This window comes from Gordonia malaquae NBRC 108250 (genome assembly GCF_000344135.1).
GTDB lineage: Bacteria > Actinomycetota > Actinomycetes > Mycobacteriales > Mycobacteriaceae > Gordonia > Gordonia malaquae.
Window position 1 is genome coordinate 49,901 of sequence record NZ_BAOP01000018.1, and the last position, 20,048, is coordinate 69,948.

Here is a 20,048-nt window from a genome sequence, read left to right on the forward strand (position 1 = left end):
TCCCTTCGTCGACCATCCGCTCCCTTCACCGACATCCGCTCACCTCCCGAAGTGAGCGGATGTCGACGAGAGGAGCGGATGTCAGCCGGGCAGCCCGTTCACCGGTTGAGATGGAGTTGGGCGATGGCCGACGACCGCTTCAACCCCGCGACCATCAGCATGTCGACGAGCAGGGATCGCAGCTCCACGAGAACCGCAGTCTCGGAGATGTCCTCCACGTTGTCGGCGATCGAGGTTCGTGCTTTGCGTACGATCGACCTGATCTCACGAGCCGCGTCGGCCTGGTCGGGCGACTCCCCGGGCTCGGCCATCATCATGGCTCGCAGCATCTCGAACCCCGACGACATCGAGTCGATGATCTCGACGATCGCCGGCTCGATGGTCACGCCGCGCTGGGTGACGCCGAGGCACCGTCTGGTGATCACCCTGAAGTTTCGGACGGCGTTGTCGATCGGATCCGCAGTGGCGGCGATCCGCTTGAGACGGTCGCGCGACGACCAGTAGAGGGGAGACAGCCGTCCTACCTCACGTCCCGCGGCAACGTCGTTCCGCAGCGCCTCGATCGACGCTTGTGTGCCGCGCGCGGACGCGAGAACGCGATAGATGGCGTCTTCGTCGTTCGTACGGAGCCCCACGGCCAGGTCGGCCGACAGGTTCTTGAGCGTGTGGAGGATCGCAGCGGCGTCACGGCGTGCTCGTCGAGCAGGGTTCACGGGCGCCACTGCCACCACCAGAATGCCGAGGCCGCCGCCGATCAGAGCGTCCACCGCGCGGTCCAGGCTTCCCGGTCCCGGTGGGATCAGCGTCGCGATGAGCACAGCGGACGATGCCGCCTGGATGGGAATCATCAGACCGCCGTCGAGGAACACCGCGATCGACATCGCGACGGCGACGACCACACAGATCTGCCAGGCACCGGAGCCGATCGTGGAGATCAAGAGGTCTCCGACGAAGATGCCGATGAGCACTCCGCCGATCAGCTCAACAGAGCGGCGCCATCGTTTCGCCAGGGAGAGACCCAGGGAGACCACCGCGGCGATCGGCGCGAAGAACGGTCTCGAGTGTTGGAGCAGATCCGCGGCCACCCACCACGCAAGACCCGCCGCGGCCGCGCACTGCGCGATGGGGACCAGCGACAGCCAGAGCCGGCGGAGTCGCACGAACAACCACCGCGGGATTCGCCTGGCGATGCGGGCACGCATCGTCCGCAACGCCTCGTCACCGGCGTGATGAGCGTCGCGGAGCGAACGCGCAGTGCTGCTCAGCAGGACCTCCGGTCAGTCGAGGCCGAGTTCGGAGATCGCGCGGGGATCACTGTCGTTGAGCAGGTCGAGGCAGCGGAGGTGCTCGTCCTCCTCACCGATCGCCCCTGCGGCCCGCGCGAGGGCGCCGACGCAGCGCAGGAACCCCTGGTTCTGCTCGTGGCTCCACGGCACCGGACCGAAACCCTTCCAGCCGTGTCGACGCAGCTGGTCGAGTCCACGGTGGTAGCCGGTGCGCGCGTAGGCGTAGGCGGCGACGATTCGTGCCGTGTCCGGCTCGGCGCCGTCAGTCGCACCGTCCAGTGCAGCTTCAGCCAAGTACGCCCACGCGATGGACGCCGTCGGGTGCTCCGCCGCGACAGCGGCCGGGTCGGCCCCGTTGAGCAGGTCCGATTCGGCCTCATCGTCTCCGGTGAGGAGCGTGGGCTGGGGTCCGAGGAGGTCTCCGAATGACGTCACACCACCATTGAATCATTCGACTGGACTCTCCGAAGAGACCGTTGCCAGACTAATTCGATAGTCTCAGGCGACGCGCGTATGCGCGTTGCATCATTTTTCACCACACGGGATTGAGCCGCATGCCTGACTCAGACAACGACAAGTCCACCCCCGACGCACCCACGCGCGTCGTGAAACTGGGCGACGACGCCCCGAAGGCTCCCCAGCCCCAGGGCAGCGACTCGGAGTCGCCGACGAGGGCGTTCGCCGTGCCCGCAGATGTGGCTGCGGCAGCCGCAGCCGCGACATCCGGCGACGAACTTGTGGAGGAGAACGTCGTCGGCGATCCAGTCGAGGCACCCGAGCCCGCAGCCGAGGCAGACGAGCCCGCGGCCGACGATGCGGCGAGCTCGGACGTCGTCGAGGAGTCAGTCGATGTGGCCTCTGACGCCAACGATTCGACGGAGGGTTCCGTCGAATCGACCGCTGACGTCACTCCGACCGTCCAGATCACCAAGTCCGCTGCCGCCGCCGCGCCGGTTGCAGCCGCCACCGCGGACAAGACCGAGAAGTTCGCCGCTCAGCAGCCTGCACCTGCCGCACCTGTGGCTCCCGCTGCCCCGGCGCCCGAAGCTCCGGCACAGCCGGCGGCTCCGCAGGTGATCGCCCCCGCCGCTCCCGCCGCCCCGGCCGCTCCGGCCGCTCCGAAGAGCAAGCGCGGCAAGCTGATCGGCCTCGTGATCGCAGCTCTCGTCGTGATCGCGGCCATCGCAGTCGGCATCTGGTACATGACCATCGGCACCTCACCCGAGACGAAGGCCGCGGACGCCGCGAAGTCGTACCAGCAGGCGATGAACGACGGTGACCTCGCGAAGCTCCGCGACATCACCTGCGGCGAGGAGAACACGACCTACACGTCGATGGACGAGGCCGAGTTCAACAAGGCCTACCAGGCTCAGAAGGCCAACGACCAGCTGATGAAGTTCGACGACGTGAACGCGGTCGCAATCGACGGCGACACCGCCCGTGTCGGTGTCGACATGTACCCGTCCGGCGACCCGTCGAACAAGGCTCCCGCGCAGATCACCCTCCACAAGGTCGGCGACGACTGGAAGGTCTGCAAGAAGCCGTAAAGGCGGAACGAGACGAAGAAGGGGCGCCCGGAATCATCCGGGCGCCCCTTCTTGTCAGTGCCGCGGGTCAGCGACCGATGGTCTTACCTGCCGAACCGAGGTCGTTGCACGCTTCGACGACACGCTCGGCCATCGAGGTCTCGGCCTTCTTCAGGTAGCTGCGCGGGTCGTAGACCTTCTTGTTGCCGACCTCTCCGTCGACCTTCAGGACGCCGTCGTAGTTCGCGAACATGTGCGCCGCGACCGGTCGCGTGAATGCGTACTGGGTGTCGGTGTCGACGTTCATCTTGATGACGCCGTAGCTGACGGCTTCTTCGATCTCACTCTTGAGCGAACCCGAGCCGCCGTGGAAGACGAAGTCGAACGGCTGTGCATCGGCGGCGAGGCCGAGCTTGTTGATCGCCGCGTCCTGGCCCTCCTTCAGGACCGCCGGGCGCAGCTTGACGCCGCCCGGCTTGTACACGCCGTGAACGTTTCCGAAGGTCGCAGCGAGCAGGTACTGACCGTTCTCGCCGGTGCCGAGGGCGTCCACGGTCTTCTCGAAGTCTTCCACCGAGGTGTACAGCTTGTCGTTGATCTCGTTCTCGACGCCGTCCTCTTCGCCGCCGACGACGCCGATCTCGACCTCGAGGATGATGTTGGCTTCCTTGGTCTTGGCGAGGAGTTCCTTGGCGATCTCGAGGTTCTCGTCGATCGGCACGGCCGAACCGTCCCACATGTGCGACTGGAACAGCGGGTTCTGACCGTTCGCGACGCGCTCGCGCGAGATCTCGATGAGCGGGCGGACGAAGCCGTCCAGCTTGTCCTTGGGGCAGTGGTCGGTGTGCAGGGCGATCGTCACGTCGTACTGCTCGGCGACGACGTGTGCGAACTCTGCCAGCGCAACAGCACCGACGACCATGTCCTTGACGTTGAGACCCGATCCGAACTCCGCGCCGCCGGTCGAGAACTGGATGATGCCGTCGCTGCCCGCGTCGGCGAAGCCCTTGATGGCTGCGTTGATCGTCTCCGACGAGGTGCAGTTGATGGCGGGGAAGGCGTAGCCCTCCGACTTCGCCTTCGCCAGCATCTCGGCGTACTTGGCGGGTGTTGCGATGGGCATGCGCATGTTCCTGTCGAGCCGGTGGATGTTTTCCACGCTTGAAATAGGGATCGGCATCCAGTCTGCCAGGTCGCTCTCGACGTCGGGGCGGTCCCCCGTCAATCGTCTATAAGGGTTCTTGAAGGTTTCACCGGTATCGTGTGGGCCTGTGATCGACACACTTCTTGCCGAGTCCACCTCGACCGTCGCCCTGATGCCCGGATTCATGGATCCGTTCAACTTGATCGGGTACTTCGGGACATGGGCTCTTGCCGGCCTCTTGCTCGTGATTCTGATCGAATCGGGAGTCCTCTTCCCTGTTCTACCAGGGGACTCATTGCTTTTCGTCGCGGGTCTCATCGCGGCAGGAAGCGCGACCGGCGATCACAAAGAGAAGGTCGAAGCTGCAAACTTCAACATCTGGATACTGATCATCTCCGTACCCATCGCCGCCATCATCGGCGGCCAGATCGGGTACTGGATCGGCCGCTACGCCGGCACCTCCATGTTCAAGCCCGATGCGCGCTTCCTCAAGGAGAAGTACCTGGACGAGGCGCATGCGTTCTTCGAGAAGCGTGGCCCGATCACGATCCTGCTGGCACGCTTCGTGCCGATCGTGCGCACTCTCGCTCCGATCGTCGCGGGTGCCGCCCGCATGAAGTTCGCGGTGTTCTCGCTGTACAACGTCGTCGGCGCGATCGTCTGGGGCGCAGGCATCACGCTGCTGGGCTACTGGCTCGGCCAGTTCGAGATCGTCCAGAAGCTCATCGAACCGATCTTCATCCTGATCGTTCTGATCTCGGTGCTGCCGATGGTGTTCGAGTGGCTGCGCCGTCGCCGCAACAACCCGTCCGACGCCGAGGCCGCCTGACGGTCTCGCAGGCTGGCGTCAACGCTCACAGGCGACTCCCACGTCGCTCGCATCGGGGCTCCAACTTCGCGAGCCATTCTCGGTGCATGAGAAACCGACGGAAGATCACTCCCACCGACATTCCACTCATCGTCCTCGACGACGAGACGACCGAGTACGCGAGGCGCCTCGCCGAGGCGGGCACACCGATGGCCGTGGTAAGCGACCAGTACGCCCCGGTGCTGCCGTTCATGGTCGGCAACAACGGCTACACGGTCGCGATGGTCGCCGATGTCGAGGATCCGATCCAACTCGCCGACGTCCTGGGACGGGTCGAGTCGCGGATCGGGCCGGTGACCAGGACCGTCCGCGGGCATCGTTCGACGCCCGCGGCGTGACACTCAGATCGTGACCCCGACGTCGTTCGCGACGATGTCGTCAAGCGCCCGTTCGGCGATCGCCGCGATGGTCATCGACGGGTTGCAGGCCGCGGCGGTTCCCGGAATCAGTGCTCCGTCGATCACGTAGAGGCCCTGCTGACCGTGCACCCTGCCGCTGAGGTCACAGACGGCGCCCATCGCCGCACCGCCGAGCGGATGCCAGGTGGTGTCGACAAACCTGTTGGAGTCGGTGAGGACCGACCCCGGCCCGGCGATCTTGAGTGCAGTCGGATGAATATGGCGCCACTGAATCCTCGTGTCACCACTGGCAGGCCAGATCAACCGTGCGTCGCCTGTCGACGCGTCGTACCGGAACCGGCCCCGCGATTCGCTCACGCCGTAGCCGACCATCATCGTGCTGTGCACATTCACGCCGAAGGGCGGGATGGACGCTTGGATGACCGTATGTGCAGTCCGCGGCGAGTCCCAGTTGAGGCTCCCGAAGACCACCGGGCCGCCTTGCTTGACGCCGAAGTCGAGTTCGGGATTGCTCCACACGTATATCCGGTCGGCGTTGGTGCCCCAACCGCTGCCGATCTCGTCGGGGAGGTCCCGCGCCGAGTTCGCCCGAGCACGCATGAGCAGGCGCGTCGTGTGGACACTGCCTGCGGCCATGATCAGCGACGGCGTGACGAGCTTCTTGCGGGCGACGGTCGTACCGTTGACATCGGTCTGCACGACGTCCAGGCCCCACTTCCCGTCGCTCAGACGCTCCACGTCGAGCACTTCGTGCAGGGTGGCGACGGTGAGCAGCCCGGTGGCAAATGCTTTCCGAATGTATGTGGTGTCGACGCTGTGCTTGCCCCCGTTGTTGACCCCGAGGGCACCGGATCCGTCGGTGTAGGACGGCTTCATCCTTCCGTCGATCTCGGCCTGCGCGTAGCTCCAGTCGATGGGCATCGGAATCTTGGAGATCGGGAGTGCCGCTTTCCTGGCGCGGTCGGCGAAGATGCGCGCTGCGCGGTACTCCGGTCGCCGTACAAGGGAATCCGGCGCCGTCTGGAGACCAAGCATCTTCGCAACGCGGGGATAGTGGACGCGATTCATCGTCGGCCAGTCGAGCGACTCGGGAAGGCACTCGTTGAAGATCTCCTCCTTCGGCTGCAACGACATGCCCTGGTAGATGAGGCTTCCGCCGCCCAGTCCTGCCGCAGTCACCGCAGTCATACCGTCTCCGACGACGGCGTCGATCAGGCCGACATAGGGATCGAACGCTACAGGCCTGCCGAACAGTTGGGGATCGCCGCGATGCCATAGCGCCCGCTTGTCGGGTGAGGCCGGGTCAGGGAAGGTGTCTGCGTTCGGCCCGGTCCTCCATGCTCGACCACGTTCCAGCAACAACACGGGCACTCCCGCCTGAGTGAGACGCAGTGCCGCGATCGCTCCCCCGAAACCCGAGCCGACCACAATCACACGATGGTCCGACGTCGACGTGCGAACACGACTCGGCGATGCACCAGCCTTTCCGACAGCCGCCAGTCCCGCTGCACCAGCCACCAGGGCCGCCGTTCCGGCAAGGAGACTGCGTCGGCTGATGCCCTCCGATGTGGGTAAGAGCATGAAACACACCTTTCAACTATTCGGTCAGATGACTTAAAATTCGACCGGCGGCGTCGGCCGACACTCAGTGAGGGATCATGGTCCGGTGAGCGCCGACCGCAGCAGCAGGGCAGACGAGACTCGCGCGCGTCTACTGAGCGCTGCCGAACGCCTGTTCGCCGAGCGCGGCCTGTCCGCCGTCTCAAATCGACAGATCAGCGAAGCAGCAGGTCAAGGCAACAACTTCGCCGTCGGCTACCACTTCGGCACCAGGGCCGATCTTGTACTCGCCTTACTCAAGGCGCACCAGGAGCCGATCGACGTGATCCGCAAGCGGATGGTGGCCGACATCGGGTACGTCGCCGAACTCCGGGACTGGTTGAGATGCCTGGTCCAACCCCAACTCGAGCACATCGGAACAAGTCCCGATCCAACGTATTACGGACAGTTCTGGCGTCAGTTGTTGAATGATCCCATCTCGGTCGCACTGGTGCACCAGGAAGCGTTCACCTCGGAACCGTTGGCCACGATTCTCGACGGCATGTACCGCAGTCTTCCGGCATTGCCGGAGTCGACCGTCCATGTCCGGAATCTGATGTCGCAGAACACCCTGATCGCGACTTTCGCCGACTTCGAACGCAACAGGAACGAACTCGGCGCCCTCGACACCACGTCGTGGTCAGGATTCTCCGATTCGATGGTCGACAGCCTCGTCGGCCTCTGGCTCGCGCCGGTCACCACTCGCTGACCGGACGTCGCATCGGCGATCACCTCCCTCTCAGGACTACGTTTGCCCGCAACACGTTCGTCCATGTTCAGTCATGCGACTTAGAAATGGAAGACCGCGCCGACAATGCGACACGCATCACCATGTGTGCATCGCTGCTCGACTGAATCCGTCTACGCTGGTGTCGTCGACGAACGAACGGGAGACTGCTGTGAGTGACTGGAACGCCGGAATCATCGACGAGTTCCGCGCCAACGACGGGCACGTCGGAGGCCCCTTCGAGGGCGCCCCGATGATCCTGGTCCACCATGTCGGACGGAAATCGGGCAAGCAGAGCATCGCGCCGATGATGTACTTGCAATCCGACGACGACCCGTCGACGGTGTACGTCTTCGCGTCCAAGGGCGGTGCACCGACGAATCCGGCCTGGTACTTCAACCTCGTCGCAGCCGGAAGCGCAAGCGTGGAGCGCGGCACCGAGACCTATGACGTCACCGTCGCCGAGGTGACAGGAGCCGACCGCGACCGCATCTTCGCCGAGCAGGCGAGCCGCTACCCCGGGTTCGCCGAATACGCGGAGAAGACGGCAGGCATTCGCGTGATCCCGGTGCTGGCTCTTACCCGCGTCTGCCCCGGGAGCTACCAGGCCTGATCGAGGTCTGCGTGACGGGCGATCCAGGAGTGCATGACGATCCCCGCCGCCACACCTGCGTTGATGCTGCGCGTGGACCCGAACTGCGCGATGGAGACGGTGAGATCGGCGCGCGCCTGCGCATCGTCGCTGACACCCGGGCCTTCCTGCCCGAACAGCAGGACGCAACGACGTGGGAGCTCAGTCGTCTCGAGACGGACCGATCCCGGCGTGTTGTCGACGGCGACGACAGCCAGATCGTTCTCCCGCGCCCACACCATCAGCTCGTCGACGGTGTCGTGATGCCGTAGGTGCTGATAGCGGTCGGTGACCATCGCTCCACGACGGTTCCAGCGGCGGCGACCGACGATGTGGACCTCCGCAGCCAGAAACGCATTGGCCGTACGGACGACCGTCCCGATGTTGGCGTCGTGCGCCCAGTTCTCGATGGCTACGTGGAAGGCATGGCGACGCGTGTCGAGGTCGGCGACGATGGCCTCACGCCGCCAGTACCTGTAGTCGTCGACCACGTTGCGCCGGTCCCCGTCCGCGACGAGCTCCGGGTCGAGCCGCGGATCGTCGGGAGACTGACCCGGACGTTCGACAGCCCACGGGCCCACTCCGACTGCGGGGCCGACGCCGGTGACCCACTCGGTTGGTCCGGGCGTCTCGACTGCGCTCGACGGGCAGGACGACTCGCTCGACGCGGCGGAAGACTCGCTCGACGGGCGGGGAACGTCAGGCAAGGCCGAGGTCGGCCAGTCCCAGCAGCGAGCGGTAGGGCACGCCGAGGGCGCCGATCACCTGGTCCGCGCCGGTCGCACGGTCGACGACAGTCGCCACGCCGATCACTTCCGCGCCTGCCTCCCGTGCCGCTTCCACAGCCTGCGACGGCGAGGCGCCGGTGGTGGACGTGTCCTCGACGACCAGCACTCGCTTGCCGGCGATGTCCGGCCCCTCGATACGACGCTGCATGCCGTGCGTCTTGGCCGCCTTGCGCACCACGAATGTGTCGATCGGGCGACCGTCGGCATGCATGATCGACGTCGCAACCGGATCTGCACCGAGGGTGAGCCCGCCGACGGACGCGTAGTCCCAGTCCGCGGTCAGGTCACGCATGAGCTTGCCGATGAGGCGGCTCGCCTCGTTGTGCAGCGTCGCACGACGGAGGTCGACGTAGTAGTCGGCCTCCTTGCCGGACGACAGGGTCACCTTGCCGTGGACGACGGCTAGTTCGGTGACCAGTTCGGCGAGGCGGGCACGGTCGGCGTCCGACATGAAGCTCCTTCAGAGGTGACGCGGATGCGTCAGCGATTACGCGGGTCGTTCAGCGGCGGCAGGTTGGGCGGCGCGACACGTTCACGCCGGGGCTGCTGCTCCGGAATCGCGGTCGTCGGTTCCTGCGGGCGCGGCGCGGCGCGGCGGATCGGTTCGACACGCGACCGCTCGTCGGACGCGGGCTGCGGGCGGGCCGCGGGGCGGGACGGCGTGCGTACGCTCTCGGCTACGGGAGGCGCCGATCGCGGAGCCTCCGCGGCGGCCTCTTCGAGACGACGGCGGCGTTCCTTGTCGCGCAACGACTCCGTCTTCTTGTCGGCCAACTCCTCGCGGGCCGGGCCGTGCGGATCGCGCGGGTCGGGCGCATCCTGCGGATCGACTGCCGGAGGCAGCACGCGCAGCAGGTCGGCGAAACGGCGGACCGTGTCGAGCGCTACGTCGAGCTTGGTGTCGTCCGCGGTGAGCGGCATGGACCCGAGCACCCAGTTGCCCTCGTTCCACAGGATCTCGACGTAGTCGGGCGCCTCGGTCGCAAGCGTCACCATGCGGCGGTCGCAGATGCGGCGCGCAGCGTCGAGGTTCGACGCGAACATGACACGCGAGCCCATCGCACCGAGCAGGTCGACGTCGTCCTCCGCCGGCGCGAGGACGTCTTCGTACCGCAGGTCGACGGTCACAGCCGATGCCGTGGGACGTCGGACGGCGATCACGGTGGCCGTCTCCTCGAGGTCGAAGACGACGGCCTCGGCGCCTTCGTAGACGCCGTAGGCGACGTTGCGCACCACGACGTGGTCGGGCGCGTCCATCGCGGCACGCTGGAAGACGGTGCGCAGCTTGGAATCGCTGTCGCGGAACTTGAAGGAGTGCGTCTCTCCCCACACTGCCCGCTGGTGGTGTACCTGCTCGGACCGGTTACGGTCGAGCCACAGCAGTACCACCGCACCGGCAAGTGCGAGCGCCGCAATCACGAAATAGACAATGGTCATCACCGATAGCCTACTATCGAACGCCCTGCGAACCATGCCGACGCGTGTGCCAGAGAAGGGAAACCCCATGACCGAACGACGCGACGACGCCCTGCAGCGCCTCGTCGACAGCGTCGACGTCTCCGCAATCGACGCGCTGACCTGCGCATTGATCGCCGAGCCGAGCGTCAACCCCGGAGGAACCGAGGAGTCGACGGTCACGGTCCTCGCCGACGCGTGCAGATCCGCGGGGTTCGCCGTGGAGGTTGTCGACGCCGCTCCGGGACGGCCGAACCTGGTCGCGACAGCCCAGGTGGGCGGCGACGGACCCGGTCTCATGCTGCTCGGCCATTCGGACGTGGTGCCCGCCGGACCCGGATGGACGGCCGATCCCTTCGTGCCGCGCCGAGACGGCGACCTGATCATCGGCCGCGGCGCGTCGGACATGAAGGGCGGGATCGCCTCCGCAGTCGCCGCCATGTCTGCTCTGCAACGCGCCGCCGAGTTCGGCGTCGCCCTCACCGGTCCCGTCCAGCTCGTGGTGACCGTCGACGAGGAAGAGCACGGAACCGGCGTCCGACAGCTCGTCGCCCGCGGCGTCGACCGCGAGTTCGCGGGCTGCATCGTGGCGGAGCCGACGCGGATGGAGGTGGTTCGCGGGTGTCGCGGCGCGTCGTATTTCGACATCGAGGTGACCGGTCGCGCCGCTCATTCGGGACGACCCAGCGACGGGGTGAGCGCCATCGACGCCGCCGCACGGGTGATCGAGGTGATCCGGGCGGATCAGGAGCGTCTCGCCGCAGATCCCGATCCGCTGCTCGGGTTCGGCACGTGGAACGTGGGCACCATCGAGGGCGGTCAAGGCATATCGGTGGTGGCGCCGTCGTGCTCCCTCGGCGTAGACCGACGCCTGATGCCCGGTGAAGACGTCGAGCAGATCGGCCGAGATCTACAGGCGGCGATCCGCGCCGCGGGAATCGAGTCGGACGGCGTGACGGTGACCGTCACGCCCACGATGTTCCTTCCCGGATTCGCCACCGACGGCGACCACCCGCTGGTCACCGCCGCCGCCGACGCGAGCGGAGGCGCCGTCGGCGGATGGACCGCCGCCTGCGACGGCGGATTCATCAGCACCGCGCTCGGCATCCCGACAGTGGTGATGGGTCCCGGCGACATCAACGGCCAGGCACACCAGCCCGACGAATCGGTCCGCCTCTCCGAACTCGCCGACGCCGCACGCGCGTACGTCCGGGCGGCGGTCGCTCTGCTGGGTGAGGCCGAATAGTCACGTCCACGTCAGGGCCGTGCAAGCGGTGTGGATCAGCGGAGGAGAAAGAGCTCGCGCGATTCCGGAGAACCGCCGTTGCACCGGATGAGGACTCCACCTCCCACGGTGAACACGCTGCTCGTCGAGTCACGGGTGAGCCGGCACGGAGACGTCTTCATCGTCACGTTCGGTGGCGGCTGGAGAGTTCCACTTCCGGGAATCGACGGACCGACGAAGGTGAGGGGCGCAACCTGCGGGAATGAAGTTCGATCGTCCACCTCGATCGGCGTCGCATAGGCGACGGTGGTCACGAGGGAGTCGCCGAAGCCGGTCCACGCGGACGCGAAGCGATCGCCGACCGCCTGCGTCGAGCCCGTCGATCGGGTTCGACGCACGGGATTGGAGTAGATGACCGCGGCGTGACCTGCGGGATCAACGCCGGTGATCGTCCAATCGTCGTTCGACCGAGCCAGTCCGGTGACGGTCCACCCGGTGGGAAGTCCATCGGGCGCCGCGGTCCCCCGCGATGCCACGAAGACTGTCTTCCGTCGATCTCCGTCCTCAACCGCGAGAGCCGCGACACTGCCGACGGACGCCGACACGCGAACGCTCGCATCCGGGGCGCCGAAGTCGCGACCGGTGTAGGTGTGCACCCGCTTTCCGGTCGAGTAGTCGTATGCGTCGACCGTTCGGGGTCCGTGACCGCACACGACCGGGAGAGCAACCGCGCCGTCGACGAAGTCGAAGCGTTCGGGACGCTCGCACTGACGGTCCGTAGGCGGCACCGACACCCGTCCGGCGTAGGCACCGTCCGCCAGACTCAGTTCGCCGACGGAGACGCTGCGGTCGTCACTCCAGGTGAGGATCATCGCGCCCGCGTCGTCGAAGCGACCCGCTTTGATGTCGTCGACGGCATCCGTCACCCAGTCGATCCGACCGGTTTCGCCGTCCACCCCGTAGGTCAGCAACGTTCGGGTGGCCAGGTCGCGGACCTGGACCACAACCGGCGAGGCCGTGTTGGAGGCGTCGACGACCGGACCCCACAGTCCGATCACCGGACGCCGGAACTGGATTCGCCACGACTGTGTCGCGCCGACGAACGCGGTGACCGATGTGTCGTCCGCGACGGCGAAGCCACCCGCGATCGGGGCGGGCGCGATCGACGTCCAGGCGGCCGGCCGCAGAGTGGAATGCCAGTCGATACGGCGGACGTCGTTCTGGAACCCCTGAGGCACCCAGCCGATTCCACGCGCAGTCGCCTGGTCGACTGTCGGCGACACCCCCTGCGGCCACGCGACGACAGCCGCCACGGTCGCCAGCAGCGCAGTGGAAGCGGCGAACGCCGCTCCGAACCGTCTGCGCAGTCGGTGGCGGCTCCGGTGCTCGACCCGTGCACGTCGGGCGAGGAGGTTCACCAGCCCGATGATCACGCCGAGCACGCAGACGAACATCAGCACTCGCCCGGCGCCGACGACACCCGGCAACGACTGGACTGTCGATGCGGCTCGACGGTCGTCGGATGTGACGATCAGGATCGCCACCAGCGCTGCGACGCCGACGACGGTGACCGCGACGTCGACCCGATCGAACGTCGCCGACGGGCGCAGGCGGGCGCCGACATGCACGAGCACCGGGACCGCGACGGCGACGCCCGCTCCGACGAGGAACCACCTCAGCTCCTCGCCGGGGAAGTCGCCGGGCGAGTGATGCCACATCGGCGCGGCCCACACGACGGCGACTGCGACAACGCCTACCGTGACCAGGATCGATCCGGCCAGCACACCCGTCCACACGGCCCTGAATCGACGTATCTCACGGACCGGTGCGGTGTCCGCCTCGTCGAGCTTCATGAGAAGAGCAAACACCGCAGAGTGGCGCGGACCACGCATTAGTCCAATCGGACTACATCTTCGTGTCGCCTCAGACCACGTCGCGGACTCGGATCTCCACCGTCGCATCCGCCCCTCGGCGAATCCTCGAACCCCATACCGTGAGACGCCCGAGAATCCCGTACTTCTTGACGATCAGATCGGCGGCACGCGACGAATCGTCGATCACCTCACCGATGCCCGCAACCTCCGGCCCCGACGTCTTCTTGCCCCGTGCGTCACAGGTCTGCACCAGCACCCGATTGTCGCGGCGCAGACGTTTGACCTTCCACGAGTCGCCGACCGTCCACATCACGAGGTCGTCGCCGTCCCGCGCCGCCCACAACGGTGTCGGTACCGCCGTCCCGTTCTTCCGGTAGGTGGTCAGCATGACGTAGGTGGATTCGGCGATCGCCCCAACTGTTTCGCTCATACCTGCAGGGTACGCAGGTTCTTGACCTTTCGACCCGCTCGGACGGCAAAGGCCGCCGGGACTCTCGTCTCGGCGGCCTCTGGTCAGAAGTCAGATCAAGCGCGGCGCTTGGCCTCTTCGGTCAGGCCCTTCTTGGCCGTGTCCACGGCCATCTTCTGGGCACGCTTGACGATCAGCCCGGGCAGCTTGATCTTGAGCTCGACGCTCAGGTCGAACTTGACGTGCGAACCGTCGCCCTTCGGCGTGACGGTGTAGGTGCCCTGCTGCTCGCTGAGCTGTGAGCTCTCGACGAGGCTCCACGAGCAGGAGTTGTCGGTCCAGGTGTAGTCGAGCACCTGGTCGTCGGTCATGCCGACGGCGCTGACGGACGCTTCGACGCGTGCCGGGCTTCCGTCCTCGTGTTCGGTGATGATCTTCGCGGACTTGTGCGGGCCCGACCATTCCGGCAGGGACTCGACGTCGAGAAGGATTTCCATGATCACCGACGGCGGTGCGTCGATGTCGAATTCGGTGCTTGCAGAGACAGCCATGAGGAAGAACTTACCCCGCAGTCACGACCGAGGCTGCGCCCCTTGCCCGAATTCACCGGCCCGCAGGGGATCTCACCATCTGTTGCAACTGGTCAGCGACCCGATCGAGGGGTTCCACGCTCTGTCGTGCGCGGCACAGGATCACCGCTCCCTCCAATGCGGCGAGCACCGTGCCGGCAACGGATAAGGCCTGGTCTGTTTCGAATCCGTGGGCCCGGAGGCTCACGGACAGCAACTGCTCCCACCGGATGTACCGGGCCGCTGCGATGTTCGCCGCGTTCGGTGCGGCGTCCCGAGCGAGAGCTGCCGCGGCGACGATGCTGCCGACCTCGAAGTCGGAGTCGGTGAGAATCCGTCGCCACATCGACGTCATGTCGGCCACGGCGTCGGACGGTGACACCCGCGCGCCCTGCGTGATCACATCGTCCAGCCGCGACGCGCCTCGTTCGACCGCAGCCCCGATCACCTCCGCACGACCGCGGGGAAAGTGGTGGTACACGCTGCCCCTCGGCGCGTCGGCCGCAGACAGGACGTCGCCGATCGATGTCCCCGCGACGCCTTTGCGCGCAATGAGGTCGGCCGCCGCGGCCACCATCTTCACGCGCTGCGACGTCATGCCAGGAAGGTCGCGCGGAGCGTCGCCTGAGTGTCGGCGTTGATGCCGAGGCCGTCGGCGAAGTACTGCTCAATGGATCCATGGACGTTGCCGACCTCGTCGAACGACGCGGCGAGAAACTCCTCGCGGACGCCGAAGACCGGGAGCAGCACAGCCGGATCGCCACCGGCAGCGGCGAACTTGTCGAAGATCGGCTGCAACGACGGGACGAGTCGCTCGTTGGTGAGCAGGTAGTCGGTCAACACGTCGTCGTGACTCACGCCGAGCAGCGTCAGGAAGGCGGCCGCGGCCCATCCGGTCCGGTCCTTGCCCGCGGTGCAGTGGAACAGCGACGGATTGGCACCGCTTGCGAGGCCGGCGAAGAACTGCCGGTAGGAGGCCCGCGCGCTCGGCAGGGTCACGAGGTCGCGGTAGGTGGACGTGATGGCCTCGACTGCTTTGCCGCCGCTGAGCTGCTCGCCCGCCTTCGCGACGAGTGCAGGGTCGCTGAAGAACTCGGCGAGATTCGCGGGAACAGCCATCGACGAGTCGGCCAACACGTCGAGTCCTACGTTGGACGCGCCGTCGAACGTCGGGTCGGGCGCTGATTCGCGTTCGCCTGCCGACCGGAAGTCGTAGACGGTGCGGACGCCGAGTGCCTGGTATGCGGGCGCGTCGTCGTCGGTGAGGGGACGGAAGTCCGCCGACCGGAACAGCATCCCGGTCCGGACGGCTCGGCCGTCCGAACCCGTCCAGCCGCCGAGGTCGCGAAGGTTCACGAGCGATCCGACCGGGCTCGGCGCCCCGGGGGATGCCACGGTCGCGGGCGTGTTCACGTCTGGGGACATGACCGCCATTATGCCGTGAGTCGTATTCGCGAGAGACTCCCTGCGCGGCACGGATACGCTGGCAGACATGGTGACTGCACGCTCCCTGCCCCAGGATCTGATCGCCCGCGTGGACGACATCATCGACGCCGACAGCGTCCGACTCGTCGACCTGTTCAAAGACATTCACCGAAACCCCGAACTGGGATTTGAAGAGATCAGAACCGCCAGGCTGATCGAGAAGGCCCTGCAGAACCTCGGCTTCGACGTCACGAAGGGCATCGGGAAGACCGGCATCGCGGCCACTTTCCGAAACGGCCCCGGCCCGGTGGTCATGTACCGCGCCGACATGGACGCCAACGCCGTCCGCGAAGAGACCGGGCTCGATTACGCCAGCACCGTCACCGCCACCCGCGATGACGGCACACAAGTGCCCGTCGGGCATCTCTGCGGGCACGATGCACACGTCACGTGGCTCATCGGCATGGCGAACGCCTTGGTGTCGGTCCGCGACTCCTGGTCTGGCACCGTCGTCCTCATCGGCCAGCCGGCCGAAGAACTCATCATGGGCGCACAGGCGATGCTCGACGACGGCCTGTACAACTTCATCCCGACGCCCGACGTCCTGATCGGACTGCACACCGCGCCCGGCCCGGTCGGCACGGTGATCAATCCGCCCGGCACCCGGATGGCGGGGACGGATCAGGTGGACGTTCACTTCCACGGTGTCGGTGGGCACGGTTCGATGCCGAGCAAGACCAAGGATCCGGTCCGGATGGCAGCTCAGGCGACGCTCGAGTTCTCCTCTCTCGTGGCTCGGACCGTCGAACCGAGTGCGACGGCCGTCCTGTCTGTCGGTTCCATCCAAGCGGGTGCCGACAACAACGTGATCCCGTCTGAGGCCCTGGTCAAAGCGAATCTCCGGTGGTTCGAACCGCACGTCCGCGAAGCGCTGCTCGGCGCGATCCGCACCGTCTCCGACTCCATCGCGCGGGCGGCCGGGGTCGATGAGGACAAGCTGCCCGGAATCGTGATGAAGGGCGGGTCCCCGCCGCTGGTGAACACCCCCGACCTGGCCGTATCCATGTCGACATCCCTCGGCGAGATCATCGGCGCCGACAAGGTCATCACCGACATGCCCGCAGTGACCGGATCTGAGGACGCGCACATGCTGCGCGGCCCACACACCGATCTGCCGTTCAACTACCTGCTTGTCGGCGTCGCCGCGCCGGAGGTGTTCGCGGAGGCCCTGTCCCGGGGCGAACTGGTCCCGTACTACCCGCACAACCCGAACTACGTGGTCGACCTCGCCGCCGTCGCTTTCGGGACCAAGATCGCCGCCTACTCTGTGCTGAGCCTCGTCGACGGCAGCTGACGCGGCGTTCCCTGACAAACGCTGCCTTCGGCGACGCAAACCGACGCCTCGTTGACAAACGCGGCCTTCCTGAAGGCCGCGTTTGTCAGCGAGGGTCGCGTCACCAGGCTGCGGCGATCACCTCGCCGAACAATTCCTGCGGGTCGACGTTCAAACCGCGTCGGACGAACCAGTCGCACATGTTGACGCAGTCGCGCAGCAGGTACTCGGAGCCGTTCGGGTTGGCGATGAGGTCGATCATCTGCGGGAGGTCGATGATCACGAGCCGGTCGGCAGCCGCGAGAACGTTGTACGGCGACAGATCACCGTGGACGAAACCTTCTCCGGCCATGACTGTCATGGCGGTCCTGAGCTGGTCGAACCAGTGTTCGAGGCGATCTCGATCGGGACGTGCGGCAGCCAGTCGAGGCGCCGGATTCCCGTCGACGGTGACGAGTTCCATCAGGATCTCGGTGCCGTCGATCTGCACCGGATACGGCACCGGCACACCCGCCGTCCAGCAGCGTCGCAGCGATTCCCATTCGGCCTGCGCCCACTGGCCCGCGGCGACCTCGCGGCCGAATGACGACTTCTTCGCCAGCGCCCGCGTCACGCGGGAGTCCCGAACGCGACGCCCTTCGGTGTAGGTCGTGGTGCGGCGGAACGAGCGATGGTCGTCGTCTCGGTACCGCTTGGCTGCGAGAACACAGCTCGATCCGGCAACCGAGCGTTCGAGGAGATGGACGTCGGCTTCTTTGCCTGTCTTGAGGACACCGAGGTCGGTTTCGACTGCGGCGCGATCGGTCACGAGCCAGTCGGGGACGGGTTGCGGGCCGCGTTGCAGCGGTTCGAGGTCCCAGTACCGGGTGAACCGCTGGTGGTCGCCCGGATCGTCGATAGGGCGGTAGTCGAAGGTGTAGAGGTCAGCGTCGGTGGACGCCTCGTTGGGCGAAGTCATGGTGGCTCCAGGGAGAAGTGATGTGGCGGTTCGAGGTCACGCCGACGGCAGTCATATGCATGTCACTTCCTTTCCTTGGAGCGAGCCGTGTTGCTCGTCCGACACAGAGATAGTGCCGCTCGGCCGGGCCCTGGGCAACTGAATTAACGCCGAAGGCCGGCCACCCGTTTCGGGGTGACCGGCCTTCGGTGAGTTCTGCAGTGAACTTTCTGATCAGGAGATCAGAAGCCCATGCCGCCCATCTCGTCGCCGCCCGGCATTGCCGGCATGGCGTTCTTCTCGGGCTTGTCGGCGATGACGGCCTCGGTGGTGAGGAACAGAGCCGCGATCGACGCTGCGTTCTGCAGTGCCGAGCGGGTGACCTTCACCGGGTCGTTGATGCCTGCGGCGAGCAGGTCCTCGTACTCGTTGGTCGAGGCGTTGAGGCCCGTGCCGACCGGCGAGTTGCGAACCTTGTCGGCGACGACGCCGGGCTCGAGGCCTGCGTTGATCGCGATCTGCTTGGCCGGAGCCGACAGCGCGACCTTGACGATGTTCGCACCGGTGGCCTCGTCGCCGTCCAGCGAGAGACCCTCGATTGCGGGCTCCGACTGCAGCAGTGCAGCGCCACCACCGGCGACGATGCCCTCTTCGACGGCGGCCTTGGCGTTGCGCACAGCGTCTTCGATGCGGTGCTTGCGCTCCTTGAGCTCCACCTCGGTGGCAGCGCCGGCCTTGATGACTGCAACGCCGCCGGCCAGCTTGGCCAGGCGCTCCTGCAGCTTCTCGCGGTCGTAGTCGCTGTCGCTCTTCTCGATCTCCGAGCGGATCTGTGCAACGCGGCCTGCGATGGCCTCTGCGTCACCTGCACCGTCGACGATGGTGGTCTCGTCCTTGCTGACAACGACCTTGCGGGCGGTGCCGAGCAGTTCGAGGCCTGCGGTCTCCAGCGAGAGGCCGACCTCTTCGCTGATGACCTCGCCACCGGTGAGGATGGCGATGTCGGCGAGCATGGCCTTGCGGCGGTCGCCGAAGCCCGGAGCCTTGACGGCGACGGACTTGAAGGTGCCCTTGAGCTTGTTCACGACGAGGGTCGAGAGAGCTTCGCCCTCGATGTCCTCGGCGATGATCAGCAGCGGCTTGCCGGCCTGGATGACCTTCTCCAGCAGCGGGAGCAGGTCCTTGATGGTGCCGATCTTGCCCGAGACGAGCAGGATGTACGGGTCTTCGAGAACGGCTTCCTGGCGGTCTGCGTCGGTGACGAAGTAGCCGGAGATGTAGCCCTTGTCGAAGCGCATGCCCTCGGTGAGCTCGAGCTGCAGGCCGAAGGTGTTCGACTCCTCGACGGTGATGACACCCTCGTTGCCGACCTTGTCCATGGCCTCGGCGATCAGGTCGCCGATGCTCTGGTCGCCTGCCGAGATACCTGCGGTCGCAGCGATCTGCTCCTTGGTCTCGACCTCCTTGGCGGAAGCGAGCAGCGAGGCGGTGACGGCCTCGACGGCCTTCTCGATGCCGCGCTTGAGGACCATCGGGTTCGCGCCGGCCGCGACGTTGCGCAGGCCTTCGCGGACCAGCGCCTGTGCGAGCACGGTGGCGGTGGTGGTGCCGTCGCCTGCGACGTCGTCAGTCTTCTTGGCGACTTCCTTGACCAGCTCTGCGCCGATCTTCTCGTACGGGTCCTCGAGCTCGATCTCCTTGGCGATGGACACACCATCGTTGGTGATCGTGGGGGCGCCCCACTTCTTCTCCAGGACGACGTTGCGGCCCTTGGGGCCGAGGGTGACCTTGACGGCGTCGGCGAGGCTGTTCAGGCCGCGCTCGAGTCCGCGACGGGCCTCTTCGTCGAAAGCAATCTGCTTTGCCATTGGTAAGTGATCCTCCGGTGGGGGG

The 20,048-nt window shown here is 66.3% G+C and carries 21 protein-coding genes; 7 read left to right on the top strand and 14 right to left on the bottom strand.

Going from position 1 to position 20,048, the window contains the following annotated elements:
- Nucleotides 1-98: 98 nt before the first annotated feature.
- Together GM1_RS13170 and GM1_RS13175 are read right to left on the bottom strand one after the other, a co-directional pair.
- The gene (locus GM1_RS13170) at nt 99-1,202 is read right to left on the bottom strand and encodes an FUSC family protein (RefSeq protein WP_008379547.1); all 1,104 of its coding nucleotides are present in this window, start codon (nt 1,200-1,202) and stop codon (nt 99-101) included.
- 75 nt (nt 1,203-1,277) lie between these two features.
- Complete coding sequence (locus GM1_RS13175; protein ID WP_008379549.1) at nt 1,278-1,721, bottom strand: DUF3151 domain-containing protein; 444 nt, start codon at nt 1,719-1,721, stop codon at nt 1,278-1,280.
- A 119-nt stretch (nt 1,722-1,840) separates the two neighbouring features.
- Between GM1_RS13175 and GM1_RS22325 the strand changes: the two genes are divergently transcribed.
- Nucleotides 1,841-2,833 (top strand): Rv0361 family membrane protein, encoded by a 993-nt coding sequence (locus tag GM1_RS22325; protein ID WP_008379551.1) that lies wholly within the window; start codon nt 1,841-1,843, stop codon nt 2,831-2,833.
- 67 nt (nt 2,834-2,900) lie between these two features.
- Here the strand turns inward: GM1_RS22325 and fbaA are convergent, their stop codons facing one another.
- Complete coding sequence (gene fbaA, locus GM1_RS13185; RefSeq protein WP_008379553.1) at nt 2,901-3,935, bottom strand: class II fructose-bisphosphate aldolase; 1,035 nt, start codon at nt 3,933-3,935, stop codon at nt 2,901-2,903.
- A 193-nt stretch (nt 3,936-4,128) separates the two neighbouring features.
- Between fbaA and GM1_RS13190 the strand changes: the two genes are divergently transcribed.
- Nucleotides 4,129-4,785 carry a DedA family protein gene (locus GM1_RS13190; protein ID WP_052005406.1) on the top strand — a complete coding sequence of 219 codons (657 nt, stop codon included), beginning with the start codon at nt 4,129-4,131 and terminating at the stop codon, nt 4,783-4,785.
- Between the two features lie 86 nt (nt 4,786-4,871).
- Nucleotides 4,872-5,162: a hypothetical protein gene (locus GM1_RS13195; RefSeq protein ID WP_008379557.1), complete on the top strand. Its 291-nt coding sequence runs from the start codon at nt 4,872-4,874 to the stop codon at nt 5,160-5,162.
- A 3-nt stretch (nt 5,163-5,165) separates the two neighbouring features.
- On the opposite strand, the gene GM1_RS13200 is transcribed toward GM1_RS13195, so the two are convergent.
- Entirely contained in the window at nt 5,166-6,764 is a 1,599-nt protein-coding gene (locus GM1_RS13200) for a GMC oxidoreductase (protein WP_040520107.1), read from the bottom strand.
- An 85-nt stretch (nt 6,765-6,849) separates the two neighbouring features.
- Here GM1_RS13200 and GM1_RS13205 point away from each other — a divergent pair, with 85 nt between their 5' ends.
- Nucleotides 6,850-7,491 (top strand): TetR/AcrR family transcriptional regulator, encoded by a 642-nt coding sequence (locus GM1_RS13205; protein ID WP_008379561.1) that lies wholly within the window; start codon nt 6,850-6,852, stop codon nt 7,489-7,491.
- Nucleotides 7,492-7,681: 190 nt separating this feature from the next.
- Nucleotides 7,682-8,122 carry a nitroreductase family deazaflavin-dependent oxidoreductase gene (locus GM1_RS13210; RefSeq protein ID WP_008379562.1) on the top strand — a complete coding sequence of 147 codons (441 nt, stop codon included), beginning with the start codon at nt 7,682-7,684 and terminating at the stop codon, nt 8,120-8,122.
- Here the strand turns inward: GM1_RS13210 and GM1_RS13215 are convergent.
- Genes GM1_RS13215 through GM1_RS13225 form a run of 3 tightly spaced genes read right to left on the bottom strand, consistent with a single transcriptional unit; the run spans nt 8,110 to nt 10,365 of the window.
- Complete coding sequence (locus GM1_RS13215) at nt 8,110-8,847, bottom strand: TrmH family RNA methyltransferase (RefSeq protein ID WP_008379564.1); 738 nt, start codon at nt 8,845-8,847, stop codon at nt 8,110-8,112. The two genes, GM1_RS13210 and GM1_RS13215, sit on opposite strands and share 13 nt — an antisense overlap.
- Nucleotides 8,840-9,379 (bottom strand): orotate phosphoribosyltransferase, encoded by a 540-nt coding sequence (pyrE, locus tag GM1_RS13220; protein WP_008379565.1) that lies wholly within the window; start codon nt 9,377-9,379, stop codon nt 8,840-8,842. The genes GM1_RS13215 and pyrE overlap by 8 nt, the downstream gene beginning before the upstream one ends.
- 29 nt (nt 9,380-9,408) lie before the next feature.
- Entirely contained in the window at nt 9,409-10,365 is a 957-nt protein-coding gene (locus tag GM1_RS13225) for a TtfA family protein (RefSeq protein ID WP_008379567.1), read from the bottom strand.
- 67 nt (nt 10,366-10,432) lie between these two features.
- Between GM1_RS13225 and GM1_RS13230 the strand changes: the two genes are divergently transcribed.
- On the top strand, nt 10,433-11,629 hold the full coding sequence (locus GM1_RS13230) for a M20 family metallopeptidase (RefSeq protein ID WP_008379568.1): 1,197 nt from the start codon (nt 10,433-10,435) through the stop codon (nt 11,627-11,629).
- 35 nt (nt 11,630-11,664) lie between these two features.
- Here GM1_RS13230 and GM1_RS13235 read toward each other — a convergent pair whose 3' ends face one another.
- The 5 genes from GM1_RS13235 to GM1_RS13255 all read right to left on the bottom strand — a co-directional run bounded on the left by GM1_RS13235 (nt 11,665) and on the right by GM1_RS13255 (nt 15,894).
- Nucleotides 11,665-13,461 carry a hypothetical protein gene (locus GM1_RS13235; RefSeq protein ID WP_008379570.1) on the bottom strand — a complete coding sequence of 599 codons (1,797 nt, stop codon included), beginning with the start codon at nt 13,459-13,461 and terminating at the stop codon, nt 11,665-11,667.
- A gap of 70 nt (nt 13,462-13,531) precedes the next feature.
- The gene (locus tag GM1_RS13240; RefSeq protein ID WP_008379572.1) at nt 13,532-13,912 is read right to left on the bottom strand and encodes a PPOX class F420-dependent oxidoreductase; all 381 of its coding nucleotides are present in this window, start codon (nt 13,910-13,912) and stop codon (nt 13,532-13,534) included.
- Between the two features lie 95 nt (nt 13,913-14,007).
- Nucleotides 14,008-14,442, bottom strand: a complete 435-nt coding sequence (locus GM1_RS13245) for an SRPBCC family protein (RefSeq protein WP_008379575.1) — start codon at nt 14,440-14,442, stop codon at nt 14,008-14,010.
- A gap of 52 nt (nt 14,443-14,494) precedes the next feature.
- Nucleotides 14,495-15,058, bottom strand: coding sequence for a TetR/AcrR family transcriptional regulator (locus GM1_RS13250; protein WP_008379576.1), 564 nt, complete (start codon nt 15,056-15,058; stop codon nt 14,495-14,497).
- Nucleotides 15,055-15,894 (bottom strand): tyrosine-protein phosphatase, encoded by an 840-nt coding sequence (locus GM1_RS13255; RefSeq protein WP_008379577.1) that lies wholly within the window; start codon nt 15,892-15,894, stop codon nt 15,055-15,057. The genes GM1_RS13250 and GM1_RS13255 overlap by 4 nt, the downstream gene beginning before the upstream one ends.
- 58 nt (nt 15,895-15,952) lie before the next feature.
- Here GM1_RS13255 and GM1_RS13260 point away from each other — a divergent pair, with 58 nt between their 5' ends.
- The gene (locus GM1_RS13260; protein WP_008379578.1) at nt 15,953-17,239 is read left to right on the top strand and encodes an amidohydrolase; all 1,287 of its coding nucleotides are present in this window, start codon (nt 15,953-15,955) and stop codon (nt 17,237-17,239) included.
- A 100-nt stretch (nt 17,240-17,339) separates the two neighbouring features.
- Here GM1_RS13260 and GM1_RS13265 read toward each other — a convergent pair whose 3' ends face one another.
- Nucleotides 17,340-18,176 carry a serine protein kinase RIO gene (locus tag GM1_RS13265; RefSeq protein ID WP_008379579.1) on the bottom strand — a complete coding sequence of 279 codons (837 nt, stop codon included), beginning with the start codon at nt 18,174-18,176 and terminating at the stop codon, nt 17,340-17,342.
- A 221-nt stretch (nt 18,177-18,397) separates the two neighbouring features.
- Nucleotides 18,398-20,023 carry a chaperonin GroEL gene (gene groL / locus GM1_RS13270; protein ID WP_008379580.1) on the bottom strand — a complete coding sequence of 542 codons (1,626 nt, stop codon included), beginning with the start codon at nt 20,021-20,023 and terminating at the stop codon, nt 18,398-18,400.
- Nucleotides 20,024-20,048 lie beyond the last annotated feature (25 nt).

Coding starts and splice junctions, on each gene's coding strand:
- GM1_RS13230 (WP_008379568.1), top strand. CDS start 10,433: ATGACCGAACGACGCGACGACGCCCTGCAGCGCCTCGTCGACAGCGTC.
- GM1_RS13260 (WP_008379578.1), top strand. CDS start 15,953: ATGGTGACTGCACGCTCCCTGCCCCAGGATCTGATCGCCCGCGTGGAC.
- GM1_RS13225 (WP_008379567.1), bottom strand. CDS start 10,365: ATGACCATTGTCTATTTCGTGATTGCGGCGCTCGCACTTGCCGGTGCG.
- GM1_RS13190 (WP_052005406.1), top strand. CDS start 4,129: ATGCCCGGATTCATGGATCCGTTCAACTTGATCGGGTACTTCGGGACA.
- groL (WP_008379580.1), bottom strand. CDS start 20,023: ATGGCAAAGCAGATTGCTTTCGACGAAGAGGCCCGTCGCGGACTCGAG.
- GM1_RS13235 (WP_008379570.1), bottom strand. CDS start 13,461: ATGAAGCTCGACGAGGCGGACACCGCACCGGTCCGTGAGATACGTCGA.
- GM1_RS13195 (WP_008379557.1), top strand. CDS start 4,872: ATGAGAAACCGACGGAAGATCACTCCCACCGACATTCCACTCATCGTC.
- GM1_RS13250 (WP_008379576.1), bottom strand. CDS start 15,058: ATGACGTCGCAGCGCGTGAAGATGGTGGCCGCGGCGGCCGACCTCATT.
- fbaA (WP_008379553.1), bottom strand. CDS start 3,935: ATGCCCATCGCAACACCCGCCAAGTACGCCGAGATGCTGGCGAAGGCG.
- GM1_RS13245 (WP_008379575.1), bottom strand. CDS start 14,442: ATGGCTGTCTCTGCAAGCACCGAATTCGACATCGACGCACCGCCGTCG.
- GM1_RS13265 (WP_008379579.1), bottom strand. CDS start 18,176: ATGACTTCGCCCAACGAGGCGTCCACCGACGCTGACCTCTACACCTTC.
- GM1_RS22325 (WP_008379551.1), top strand. CDS start 1,841: ATGCCTGACTCAGACAACGACAAGTCCACCCCCGACGCACCCACGCGC.
- GM1_RS13255 (WP_008379577.1), bottom strand. CDS start 15,894: ATGGCGGTCATGTCCCCAGACGTGAACACGCCCGCGACCGTGGCATCC.
- pyrE (WP_008379565.1), bottom strand. CDS start 9,379: ATGTCGGACGCCGACCGTGCCCGCCTCGCCGAACTGGTCACCGAACTA.
- GM1_RS13240 (WP_008379572.1), bottom strand. CDS start 13,912: ATGAGCGAAACAGTTGGGGCGATCGCCGAATCCACCTACGTCATGCTG.
- GM1_RS13200 (WP_040520107.1), bottom strand. CDS start 6,764: ATGCTCTTACCCACATCGGAGGGCATCAGCCGACGCAGTCTCCTTGCC.
- GM1_RS13170 (WP_008379547.1), bottom strand. CDS start 1,202: ATGCGTGCCCGCATCGCCAGGCGAATCCCGCGGTGGTTGTTCGTGCGA.